Source organism: Pedobacter sp. 01N310 (assembly GCF_056399805.1).
In genome coordinates this window covers 1-11,289 of the sequence record NZ_JBFTSB010000004.1, presented here as the reverse complement: position 1 = coordinate 11,289, position 11,289 = coordinate 1, and the positions used below count along the sequence as shown (strand labels likewise).

The window sequence follows — 11,289 nt, the reverse complement described above, 5'->3', positions numbered from 1 at the left end:
TCAGATATGAGAGTGGATAAGACACAATGTCTCAAATCTCAAATCTATGGTCTCAAGTCTCTAAAAGGCTTATTTAAAAAGTTGGTACGTGAATCGTAATCCTAAACTTATCTGTTTCCGCTATTTGCAGAATAGAATTTAGCACCTTGTATGGTTACAGGTTGCTAAGACTTCGTTGGGTCTAATCCCTCCGTCTTTCTTAATAAGCATACAAAAATGCAACAAAGCAACATCAATTCCAAAATTTATCGCTTTGCTACCAAATAAAATTACAAAGGCCATGCAATTCTGCACGGCCTTAAGAATATTGTTCTGTTAATGACTATTTTCTGCTTCCGAAAATACGAAGTAAGAAAAGGAAGATATTGATGAAATCTAAATATAAATTCAAAGCAGCCATTATTGCCAGTTTTTTAGTGTCTGCTTCTGGAATTGCTTCTCCACTCTCCTGAATTCCCATCCCAATTCTTTTAATTTTCTGCACATCATAAGCCGTTAACGCAGTAAATACCGCAATACCTACAAAAGCCATAATCAGGCTAAATTGTTCGCTTTTAATAAACATGTTAAGAATGCTCGCAATAAATAATCCCGCAACACCTACCATTAAGATAGGGCCGAACTTACTGAGATCAATATTAGTGGTATAGCCCATAAATGCCATAATACCGAAAATACCCGCAGCCGCAGCGAAACAGGTAATTATAGACGCCCCGGTATAAATTAAGAGAATAAAGCTTAAACTTACTCCTAATAAAATAGAGAAAAGCACAAAAACGCCTAATAGTGCACCATAAGATAATTTGTTAAAACCCGCGCCCATTAATAAAACTAATCCAAGTGGTGCAAACATGGCTACGTAACCTAAAGCAGTTCTTCTGCCGGTTTCAAAATCGATTAACGATCTTAATGCACTTTCACTGTTAGAAATATAAAAGGCAGAAAGCGTAGATAATAACAATGCCACGAACATCCACAAGAAAACGTTTGCAAAGAATTTTTTAGAAACAGATCTTTCCTGTACAAAAACACTGTCTTTTTGATATTGATAATTTTGTTGTTCCATTTTAAATTTTGTGTATTTAACTATATAAAAATAAATATTTAGTTTAATCTTTTTGTCAGCAATTCTTCAACTTTTTTAAAGAACTGTAAAGGTTTTAATGTGCGCCATGGCAGATTGTCAAATGCACCGCCAAAGTTAATGTAATAATCGATGTTATTATCGCGAAACTCGGTGATTACGTGTTCCTGAAAATTAACTCCAACAATCCAGCCATCTTCTACTTCCTGAAACCACTCTTCGTAATAACTGTCATCAGAGGCATGAAAATTCAGTATATTTTCACCGATCAGGATAAATTTATTAATGCCTTCATCCATCATCAGCTCTAAAATATCGCGTTTCAGCAGCATAATATCGTTGTTAATGGCATCGTTCCATTCTCCTATAAATTCTATAACGGCATAACTGCGATCATAATCGGCGTATAACACCTTCATGTATAAGGTATTCGAACCAAACTCGTCCCATTGCGGGTGCAGTAAAAAATTGTAAATCTGCTTATCGAAGTAAAGTTCTGAATATTCGGTATTGTAAAATGGCGAACGCTCATCTTCTGCCGAAATATAATCATCTCTCCACTGGTAATAAGGCTCAATTTCGTGCATATACTTTAATTATTGAATAATTGAATTTTGAATGAGTGACTAGATAAGTTATTGAATGATTGAGTTTTGAATGAGTGAATGTTAAGATCGTTTCTACATCCTATCCTTCAATCATTCTTTCATTCACTAATTCATTTTCATTCAATCCTTCTATCCTTCTCTCATTTCTTAGTGTCCTGCTTCAACTGCTTTACGTACACTTCCGTAACGGGTTAACAACTCAGCTGCTTCATCGTAACCTATATTTAGTTCATCGGCCACCATTTGTGTACCGCGGTCTACCAGTTTATGGTTGGTTAACTGCATATCGACCATTTTATTGCCAACTACACGCCCCAACTGAACCATAACGGTAGTGCTTAACATGTTTAACACCATTTTTTGAGCCGTACCAGATTTCATACGGGTAGAGCCGGTTACAAACTCAGGGCCAACCACCACTTCAACCGGAAAATCCGATTCTGCAGCAATAGGTCCGCCGGTATTACAAACGATGCAACCTGTTAAAATACCATGCTTACGTGCCGTGTTTAATCCGCCGATTACATATGGCGTAGTACCTGACGCTGCCAGACCAACCAAACAATCTTTCTCGTTAATTTCAAATTCCTGAAGATCTTTCCAGGCTTGTTCGGCGTCATCTTCAGCAAATTCTACCGCTCTTCTAATGGCTGTATCTCCACCGGCAATAATTCCAACAACCCAATCAAAAGGAACACCGTATGTAGGTGGGCATTCTGATGCGTCTACTACACCTAAACGACCACTGGTACCCGCACCTATATAAAAGAGACGGCCACCTTTTTTCATTCGCTCGGCCACTGCCGATGTTAATTTTTCGATCTGAGGCAAAGATTTTTCAACTGCAAATGCTACAGTTTTATCTTCGTTATTAATGCCCTGCAAAACTTCTAACACCGACATCTGATCGATGTGGTTATAGTTAGATTCTTGCTCGGTAACTCTATTCATAAATTTAATTTTGATAAAATTCGGTAAATTCTTTCTAAAAACTACCGTAAAAACCTAAAAATATCTGTCATAAATTTCAACCTATTGTTCCATCGCGTTAATTAATGTTAAATATTATAAACAAAAGACATGAAAATGCAGTTAAAAAATATATCAACTCGCTAATTTTCATAAATTTGCAGTAACGCTGATGAAAAAAAACACCCGAAATAACGTACTGATCGCTGCAAGCTATTCTGTAATTTTAATAGTGGGTATGTTTTTGGGCATAAAATTTATTAAAGATCAAGGTTTTGGCGTTAAAAAGAGCCCTCAACTCGCCAACAACAGCGATGAGAAATTAAATGAGATCTTACACATCATCAACGGTAATTATGTTGATGATATCAATACCGATTCGCTTCAAAACTTACCCATAGATAGCGTTCTGCACCAACTCGATCCACATAGTGTTTACCTGCCACCAACCGATGCGCAGGATATGACCGATAACCTGGAAGGGAACTTTGAGGGTGTGGGCATAGAATATTATATGCTTAACGATACCATGATGGTTACCGGCGTGGTTAAAGATGGCCCAGCTTACCAGGCGGGGATAAAATTGGGCGATAAAATCCTAAGTATCGATACGGCAGTTGTAAGTGGAAGAAATTTACCAAAAGACCAACTTACGGGCCGTTTTAAAGGCAGATCTGGAACAGGTGTTAGCGTGGTGCTTTTACATCCAGGCACACCGCAAAGTAACCGCATTATGGTTACACGAGGCAAAGTAAACATCAGCAGTATTGATGCAGCTTATATGATCAATAACGAAACAGGTTATGTACGGATCAGCAAGTTTGGCGCTAATACCGATAACGACTTTTCTGTTGCAGCCAATAACCTGAAAGCAAGGGGCATGAAAAAACTGATTCTTGATTTGCGTGACAATGGAGGTGGTTATTTTACTGCTGCTACAGGTTTGGCCGATCAGTTTTTAGCCGAGAACAAACTTATTGTATATACACAGGGTAAACATGAGCCACGTACCGATTATTTTTCTACGGGCACTGGCGCTTTTCAAAATGGCAAACTGGCTATCCTGATTAATGAAAATACCGCTTCGGCCAGCGAAATTGTAGCTGGAGCCATCCAGGATCTGGGACGCGGAATTATTGTTGGCCGCCGTTCTTTTGGCAAAGGTTTGGTACAAGAGCAGTTTGCTTTTGGCGACGGTTCTGCATTGAACTTAACCATCGCTAGATATTACACACCATCTGGTCGCAGTATCCAAAAATCGTATAAAAAAGGTTACGACGCCTACAAACATGAATTAGACGAGCGTATGATGGACGGAGAGCTTACCGGAGACCGGACCTCTTTTCAAGATTCTATTGAGAAAACAGAAGGCGTAAATATTCAGCCCAACAGAAAAGTTAAACCGATTGGCGGTATCCAGCCAGATGTATTTGTAAAATTAGACACAAGTGGCTACAATAAGTTTTACAGCAATTTAGTGAGCAAAAAAGTGCTTTCTGATTATGTATTTAATGTACTTACCAATAAGTATAGTGCCAGTTTTGTTGAGCAGAATATCAATATCTTTACTATAAATGATAACGACTTTAAAGACTTTATCGGGTATCTTCAACGCAAAAATGTAGCGATAGACCGTTTTCAATTGTATAATTCGAAAAATGTGATCTTGAATGATTTAAAAGCTTTGCTTTGCCGTTATTATCTAGGCGACGTAGGTTATTACAAGGCTGCAAACCAAACCGACAACGCCGTAAGACAAGCGCTACTTAACCTTCAATAGCCATATTTTATATTTCATGGCACCTCAATCTAGGCGCTAAAAAGAATTTTAATTTTACAAAAATAGAATATTTCAGCATAATGTTCTTAATTAATCACAAATAATAATACTATATTTTGTTTTATTAATTTTGCCAGCAAATCATATCTTATGGAAGCGAGCAAATTAAAGGAAAAAGATCAACAGGTATTAAATGATCTATTAGAGAACGTTAAGAAACAGACCGATTTATTCTTAGGTTATCCCGTTTCAAAGGACTTCGATTATCAGACACTTTCAGATTTTTTAAAATATCCGATGAACAACCTGGGTGATCCTTTTGTTACTTCAACCTATGCCGTAGGCTCACGTGAACTCGAAAAAGAAGTAGTCCAGTTTTTTGCTGAACTTTTCCGAGCGCCTGCAGATAACTGGTGGGGTTATGTAACCAATGGCGGTTCAGAAGGAAATCTTTATGGCTTGTACCTTGCCCGCGAATTACATCCAAAAGGAATGGTTTATTACTCTGAAGCTACACATTATAGTGTACAAAAGAACCTGCACTTACTCAACATGTCAAACATCGTCATCCGTACCCAGGAAAATGGAGAAATCGATTACGAAGACCTTGAACACACCATTAGGATGAACCGCCACATGCCTGTTATCATTATGGCGAATATTGGCACCACCATGACCGAGGCCCGTGATGATGTGGCCAAAATTAAAAGCATCTTAAAAAAACTGGCTATCCAACATTATTATATCCATGCCGATGCTGCACTTTCTGGCACCTACAGTGCATTGATTGAACCCAGACCAGCATTCGACTTTGAAGATGGTGCAGACAGCATCGCCATTAGCGGTCACAAGTTTTTTGGCTCGCCGATGCCTTGCGGTGTGGTGATTGCCAAAAAATCAAACCGTGATCGGATTGCCCGTTCGGTGGCTTACATCGGAAGTGTTGATACCACCATTACCGGATCTAGAAATGGCCATAGCCCCTTATTTTTATGGCACACCATTAAACGTTTGGGTATAACAGGTTTAAAAACCAGGGCCATGCACAGTTTAGCAACTGCAGCTTATACCGAGCAAAAACTTAAGGCGCTGGGTATTGCTGCATGGCGAAACGTGAATGCTATAACCGTAAACTTCCCTACCCCATCTGCTACAATTTGTAAAAAATGGCAACTGGCAGCTGAGCAGGGAAATTCGCATATCATCTGCATGCCCAACGTAACGCAAGCGCATATCGATCTTCTGATTACCGACCTAAAAGCAGAAATTGTGTTGCAGGATTGACGCGATACAAACATTTTAACGGCCTTGATGTTTAATAACGACGCTAAACTAGTATTACACATTAAACACACCTAGTGATAAGTAATTGTACTATGGCTATCAATTTCCCGCTGATCACACAGATTAACGCAGCGTAAAATTACAAATCAGCGCTCTTCTGCGAAATTTGCGGGATTATATGTACCTTTTTATGTTAACATAATACGCTATGAAAATAATAATTGTAGGCGCGACAGGCACGTTGGGCAAAAAAGTAGCTGAAGCTTTTGCACAAAAACATGAGATCATCCGCGTAGGAAATACCAAAGGCGATGTTCGGGTAGATATTACCAATGAAGCATCGATTAAAGCCATGTTTAAGCAGATTGGGCCATTCGATGCTTTGATCAGTACGAGCGGAAAAGGCCCTTTTGCGCCAGTAAGCCAGATGACGGGTGAGGTATTTAAGAGCGGCTTACTAGACAAACTATTGGGCCAGGTTAACCTTGTGCTTATCGGTCAGCATTACATTAATAAAGGTGGCTCATTTACGCTAACTTCGGGCATATTGGCTGATCATCCCGTTGCAGCAGGCGCCGTACTAAGCGCAATAAATGGAGGATTAAATTCTTTTGTTCTCGCTGCTGCTCCAGAACTTGAAAATGGGGTTCGTATAAATGCCGTCAGCCCCAACGTGGTTGAAGATTCGCCTGCTTATTTCGATTCTTTTCCTGGCGAAATTCCGGTTAGTATGGAGAAAGTAGTTAAAGCTTACGAAAAAAGTGTACTGGGCATTGTAACAGGACAGGTAATAAAGGTTTATTAATTACACTCGGCATTTTAAGACATTTTTTTTAACAAAAGCTTGTTCTAAAATTTTGGTTATTCAAAACCCAAAGCTTTATATTGGTCTATCTAACAAACTCAAGCATGATAGAAACAGAACGCCTCATTTTAAGACCATTAACACACGATCAACTTTTAAAATACATTAAAGATGATCATTCACTTGAAGAAGAGTTTGGCCTTTTGCCAACCAAAAAAAACATTTCTCCTTCGCTTCATGATGCTTTGGAGGAAACGATTTTACCTAACGTTTTTGATAAGGATAAAGATTATCTGTACCATACCTTATGGACAATCATATCTAAACGCGATCATAGAATGGTAGGCGATATCTGTTTTGTTGGTGAGCCTGATCCAAATGGCGAAATTGAAATTGGTTATGGTACTTACGAAGAATTTAGAGGTAAGGGTTTTATGACGGAAGCAGTTGGCCGATTAATAGAATGGGCTAAAGCGCAGCCAAAAGTGAAATCCGTTTTTGCCGCCACTACAAAAGATAATGTGGCCTCGTATTCCATTTTAGAAAAAAACAACTTTATCCATATTGGAGAAGTTGATGATATGTTAAGCTGGAAAATTGAATTGAAATGATTTAACCCATCGTCCTCGTTTGCAACGAGGATGTACGATTATGCCGATTGCATCGGCTTAAGTGATTTAAACATATTACAAATGTGTATTTCATTCATCCTCGTTGCAAACGAGGACGATACTAAAAAGATGCTGACCACGAAGTGGCTATTAGGCCTTTAAAATCATAAAGACTACCAATAAAACAAGTTCAGCATGACGACCGTTTTATAATTTACAATACGATTTCAAACAAGCTCAAACTAATTCCCTGATAGTGTTTCGGTAGTCCATCAGTTTTTTCCATGCTTACTACCCCAACATAATCAAAGCCACAGTCTGTATAATATTCGAGTAGTTTTTCATTATCCGCCCAGGTGTCCATTCTGATAAACTTAATGTTATTCTTTGCGGCGTAATCCTTAGCCCATTTGATAATTTCCTTCACAAAAGAATAACCTCTAAATTCGGGATGGGTTACGATCCTGTGGATATAAATCGCATCATGATCCCGTTCTCCCCAAATTAACTGATCGTTAAACGTAATGGCAAATACACAGGCTACCACGCCATCTACAAGAATTTTATATTGGCGGTTTTCATCAATTTCGGCTTGCACCATTTCTCTACTAAAGCCTTGCCAGTGTTTGTTAAACACTTTCTTCTGGTGAGCAATAGCCATATCATAAAACTTGAAAATGACATCGATGTCGGCTGCCAGGCTGTTTTGTACTTGTAATTGCATGAAACAAAGGTAAGGGTATTTTTTATCCCGTTAGTCGGGATTTGCAATTCCGTCTTTGGAGTTTAGACTTTCGTGGATTTCAAATCCACAGAACAGTGCGACGGGATTTCAAATCCCGACGAACAAAAACTTAATAACAAACAGATTCTTCACTGCGTTCAGAATGACATGAATAGCAAAAACAAAAACAGGGCTGCTTTCGCTATGGAATGCAGCCCTGTTTTAAATAACATTGGTTTTTAGGCATATTGGCCCTACGCCTTCCACCTTTAAATCTTCAACCTCAAACCTATTTCTGTCTGAAATAAATCTGGATCGGTGCACCAGAAAAATCGAAGTTTTCTCTTAATTTATTCTCGATGAAACGTTTATACGGATCTTTAATGTACTGTGGCAAGTTGCAGAAAAAGGCAAACATTGGCGAAGTAGCATTAATTTGCGTGATGTATTTAATCTTAATGTGTTTTCCTTTTAATGCCGGTGGTGGGAATTTCTCGATCAGTGGCAACATCACATCATTCAATTTAGATGTAGGGATTTTCTTGCTACGGTTTTTATAAACTTCTAAAGCCGCTTCAATTGCTTTGAAGATACGTTGCTTGTTCAATACCGAAGTAAATACAATTGGGACATCGGTAAACGGGCGGATACGCTCATGAATCTGCTCTTCGAAAGCTTTCATCGTTTGTGTATTTTTTTCGATCAAATCCCATTTGTTTACCAAAATTACGATCCCTTTTTTGTTCTTCTCGGCCAGGTGGAAGATATTGATATCCTGACTTTCGATTCCTTCTACTGCATCGATCATTAATACCACAACATCAGCTTCTTCCAAAGCTTTAATGGTACGCATTACCGAATAAAACTCTAAGTTTTCTTTAACCTTGGTTTTTTTACGCAATCCGGCAGTATCGATCAGCATAAATTCATGACCGAACTGGTTATAATGAATTTTGATCGAATCGCGGGTTGTACCTGCATTGGCGGTAACAATATTACGCTCTTTACCAATTAATGCATTAACCAGAGAAGATTTACCCACATTCGGACGACCTGCAATGGTAATCTTAGGCAATTGATTTTCTTCTTCCGGAATATCTTCGAAATTTTTAACAATCTCATCCAACAACTCTCCGGTTCCAGAACCCGTCATTGATGATAATGCATATACTTCGCCTAATCCGAAACCATAAAAAGTATGGATTTCGTTATATAAAGCGGTATTGTCTACTTTATTTGCACAAACATAAACAGGTTTATTACTTCTGCGCAGTACCTGGGCAATATCATCATCTAAATCGGTGATGCCTGTGGTTACATCCACCATAAAGATTAATACACTGGCTTCTTCGATGGCGATCATTACCTGTTCGCGGATGGCGGCTTCATAAACATCTTCTGAGTTGGCTACATAACCACCAGTATCGATTACTGTAAACTGTCTGTCTGTCCACTCACCCACTCCATAGTGCCTATCGCGGGTTACCCCGCTGATATCATCTACAATCGCCTTACGGCTTTCGGTTAATCTATTAAAAAGGGTGCTCTTGCCTACGTTTGGCCTGCCTACGATGGCTATAATATTACTCATGGTGTTCTTTTGATAGTTAATGGCTTATAGTTAATGGTCGTGATGTTTAGGCAAGCTGCTCAAACTATTTGGCTATCAGCCATTGACTATCAACTACTAACCGATTTATTTCGGGCTGCAAAGGTAAGGTTAATTTTCGTAACCTCCATTAATATTAATTTTTATACTTTTCTAAAAGTCCTTTTATTACCTCTTCTGTTAATTGATTTCCTTGTAATAAAGGGAAGCCCTCCCACCTAACAATTCCTTTCGGATCGATAAGAATAGCATGTGGAATACCTTTAACCTGAAGTGAGTCTTTTACTGTCCCCTTAGTGTCTACGGCTTCAAAATAGTTGATTTTAGGATTATTAAAAGCTTCTACTTTTTCTGCTGCTTCATCAGAAACACCAATAATTACAATTTTATCGGCATATTTCTTTTGAATATCGTTTAATGTAGGGATGTATGCCCTGCATGGTCCGCACCAGGTTGCCCAAAAATCGATCAGTACAAACTTCCCTTTGGTATCGGGCTGTTTTGAAATCCATTTTTCAACAACCAGGTCTGGCGCTTTTTCGTTCAGGATAGATTTTGCCCACAATTTTTTACCATTGTTTGATTCCTGGGCAAAAACTGCTGTACCGATCAGCAATAAGAGAAACGTTAAATTTATCTTCATATCCTAAAAATCGAAATTAATTATCGTAACCGAAGCTTTTTAAATAATTCTTTTTACTTCGCCAATCGGGAATTACCTTCACAAACATCTCCAGGAAAACCTTGTTGTCTAAAAATTTCTCAATCTCTAAACGTGCTTCGGTACCTACCTTCTTCAACATGCTTCCACCTGTACCGATTAGAATGTTCTTTTGCGAATCGCGTTCGACCACAATTTCTGCAGTAATCCTGATCAATGCACCTTTACCGTTTTTCATTTCCTCTTCTTTAAAACTCTTCACAATTACCTCGGTACTGTAAGGAATTTCTTTCTGATAATTAAGGAAGATTTTTTCGCGGATAATCTCCGAAACAAAGAAACGTTCTGAGCGATCGGTCAAATCTTCTTTGTCGTAATATGGTGGATGTTCTGGCAACATTTCGAGCACGCGGTCCAATAATCCGTCGACATTGTGTTTATGCAAAGCCGAAATTGCATAAATAGCAACCGGATTTAACTTCTCCTGCCAGTAGGCAATCTTCTCATCAACCTGTTCTTGTAATGCTTTATCGATTTTATTGATGAGGACAATTGTAGGGATATTACGGTTCAGAATTTTCTCCATAACGTCTCCCTCATCGTGCTCTTCGTTGATGTCGGTTACGAATAAAAGTACGTCGGCATCGGTCAAAGATCCGTTAACAAAGCTCATCATACTCTCTTGTAAACTGTATTTTGGCTTAATTATACCGGGAGTATCAGAGAAAACGATCTGATATTCTTCTTCATTTACGATACCTAAAATGCGGTGTCTTGTGGTTTGTGCCTTAGGAGTTATAATGCTAAGTCGCTCGCCTACAAGCACATTCATGAGGGTAGATTTACCTACATTTGGTTTACCTATTATACTAACAAAACCTGCTTTATGCGCCATTAAAATATTTTTTAAAAAAAATTTGCAGCACAAAGAAACGAATTATATCTTTGCATTCCAATTCGGAAACAGAGTTAAGGATTTAATTCAAAGAAAAAAACGAGTTGTATAGAGTGCGGGGTGGAGCAGTTGGTAGCTCGTCGGGCTCATAACCCGAAGGTCGCACGTTCGAGTCGTGTCCCCGCTACCAAAGAGTTGAAAGACACTCTAATTTAATGGCCCGTTCGTCTAGGGGTGAGGACGCCAGATTTTCATTCTG

At 38.7% G+C, this 11,289-nt stretch carries 11 protein-coding genes, 1 tRNA gene and 1 riboswitch; of the genes, 5 read left to right on the top strand and 7 right to left on the bottom strand.

Translation table 11 applies throughout. From position 1 onward, the window contains the following. Positions 1-104: 104 nt before the first annotated feature. Positions 105-209: riboswitch (SAM riboswitch) on the bottom strand. A gap of 113 nt (positions 210-322) precedes the next feature. The 3 genes from AC1DNH_RS09960 to murQ form a co-directional block, all read right to left on the bottom strand. Beyond that, complete coding sequence (locus AC1DNH_RS09960) at positions 323-1,066, bottom strand: Bax inhibitor-1/YccA family protein (RefSeq protein WP_215129941.1); 744 nt, start codon at positions 1,064-1,066, stop codon at positions 323-325. A gap of 38 nt (positions 1,067-1,104) precedes the next feature. Beyond that, on the bottom strand, positions 1,105-1,671 hold the full coding sequence (locus AC1DNH_RS09955; protein WP_057931446.1) for a hypothetical protein: 567 nt from the start codon (positions 1,669-1,671) through the stop codon (positions 1,105-1,107). Between the two features lie 168 nt (positions 1,672-1,839). Beyond that, positions 1,840-2,643 carry an N-acetylmuramic acid 6-phosphate etherase gene (gene murQ / locus AC1DNH_RS09950; protein WP_131028100.1) on the bottom strand — a complete coding sequence of 268 codons (804 nt, stop codon included), beginning with the start codon at positions 2,641-2,643 and terminating at the stop codon, positions 1,840-1,842. A 190-nt stretch (positions 2,644-2,833) separates the two neighbouring features. Between murQ and AC1DNH_RS09945 the strand changes: the two genes are divergently transcribed. The 4 genes from AC1DNH_RS09945 to AC1DNH_RS09930 all read left to right on the top strand — a co-directional run bounded on the left by AC1DNH_RS09945 (position 2,834) and on the right by AC1DNH_RS09930 (position 7,141). Continuing rightward, positions 2,834-4,441, top strand: a complete 1,608-nt coding sequence (locus tag AC1DNH_RS09945; RefSeq protein ID WP_477609163.1) for a S41 family peptidase — start codon at positions 2,834-2,836, stop codon at positions 4,439-4,441. Positions 4,442-4,591: 150 nt separating this feature from the next. Then, a complete protein-coding gene (locus AC1DNH_RS09940; RefSeq protein ID WP_477609161.1) occupies positions 4,592-5,725 on the top strand; it encodes a histidine decarboxylase in 1,134 nt (377 codons plus the stop codon). A 208-nt stretch (positions 5,726-5,933) separates the two neighbouring features. Next, a complete protein-coding gene (locus AC1DNH_RS09935; protein WP_477582725.1) occupies positions 5,934-6,530 on the top strand; it encodes a short chain dehydrogenase in 597 nt (198 codons plus the stop codon). A 104-nt stretch (positions 6,531-6,634) separates the two neighbouring features. Continuing rightward, positions 6,635-7,141, top strand: coding sequence for a GNAT family N-acetyltransferase (locus AC1DNH_RS09930; RefSeq protein WP_477582723.1), 507 nt, complete (start codon positions 6,635-6,637; stop codon positions 7,139-7,141). Positions 7,142-7,355: 214 nt separating this feature from the next. Here the strand turns inward: AC1DNH_RS09930 and AC1DNH_RS09925 are convergent, their stop codons facing one another. The 4 genes from AC1DNH_RS09925 to era form a co-directional block, all read right to left on the bottom strand. Then, positions 7,356-7,865 carry a GNAT family N-acetyltransferase gene (locus AC1DNH_RS09925; protein ID WP_477582721.1) on the bottom strand — a complete coding sequence of 170 codons (510 nt, stop codon included), beginning with the start codon at positions 7,863-7,865 and terminating at the stop codon, positions 7,356-7,358. A gap of 289 nt (positions 7,866-8,154) precedes the next feature. Then, the gene (der, locus tag AC1DNH_RS09920; protein WP_057931453.1) at positions 8,155-9,456 is read right to left on the bottom strand and encodes a ribosome biogenesis GTPase Der; all 1,302 of its coding nucleotides are present in this window, start codon (positions 9,454-9,456) and stop codon (positions 8,155-8,157) included. Between the two features lie 154 nt (positions 9,457-9,610). Further along, complete coding sequence (locus tag AC1DNH_RS09915) at positions 9,611-10,117, bottom strand: TlpA family protein disulfide reductase (RefSeq protein ID WP_477582719.1); 507 nt, start codon at positions 10,115-10,117, stop codon at positions 9,611-9,613. A 16-nt stretch (positions 10,118-10,133) separates the two neighbouring features. Then, positions 10,134-11,030 (bottom strand): GTPase Era, encoded by an 897-nt coding sequence (era, locus tag AC1DNH_RS09910; RefSeq protein WP_477582717.1) that lies wholly within the window; start codon positions 11,028-11,030, stop codon positions 10,134-10,136. A 114-nt stretch (positions 11,031-11,144) separates the two neighbouring features. Between era and AC1DNH_RS09905 the strand changes: the two genes are divergently transcribed. After that, positions 11,145-11,220: transfer RNA gene (locus tag AC1DNH_RS09905), tRNA-Met, on the top strand. The last annotated feature ends 69 nt before the right edge of the window (positions 11,221-11,289 follow it).

Excerpts from the sequence above, each read along its gene's own strand:
- AC1DNH_RS09925 (WP_477582721.1), bottom strand. The coding sequence starts at position 7,865 with ATGCAATTACAAGTACAAAACAGCCTGGCAGCCGACATCGATGTCATT.
- AC1DNH_RS09940 (WP_477609161.1), top strand. The coding sequence starts at position 4,592 with ATGGAAGCGAGCAAATTAAAGGAAAAAGATCAACAGGTATTAAATGAT.
- AC1DNH_RS09915 (WP_477582719.1), bottom strand. The coding sequence starts at position 10,117 with ATGAAGATAAATTTAACGTTTCTCTTATTGCTGATCGGTACAGCAGTT.
- der (WP_057931453.1), bottom strand. The coding sequence starts at position 9,456 with ATGAGTAATATTATAGCCATCGTAGGCAGGCCAAACGTAGGCAAGAGC.
- AC1DNH_RS09945 (WP_477609163.1), top strand. The coding sequence starts at position 2,834 with ATGAAAAAAAACACCCGAAATAACGTACTGATCGCTGCAAGCTATTCT.
- AC1DNH_RS09935 (WP_477582725.1), top strand. The coding sequence starts at position 5,934 with ATGAAAATAATAATTGTAGGCGCGACAGGCACGTTGGGCAAAAAAGTA.
- AC1DNH_RS09930 (WP_477582723.1), top strand. The coding sequence starts at position 6,635 with ATGATAGAAACAGAACGCCTCATTTTAAGACCATTAACACACGATCAA.
- murQ (WP_131028100.1), bottom strand. The coding sequence starts at position 2,643 with ATGAATAGAGTTACCGAGCAAGAATCTAACTATAACCACATCGATCAG.
- era (WP_477582717.1), bottom strand. The coding sequence starts at position 11,030 with ATGGCGCATAAAGCAGGTTTTGTTAGTATAATAGGTAAACCAAATGTA.
- AC1DNH_RS09960 (WP_215129941.1), bottom strand. The coding sequence starts at position 1,066 with ATGGAACAACAAAATTATCAATATCAAAAAGACAGTGTTTTTGTACAG.
- AC1DNH_RS09955 (WP_057931446.1), bottom strand. The coding sequence starts at position 1,671 with ATGCACGAAATTGAGCCTTATTACCAGTGGAGAGATGATTATATTTCG.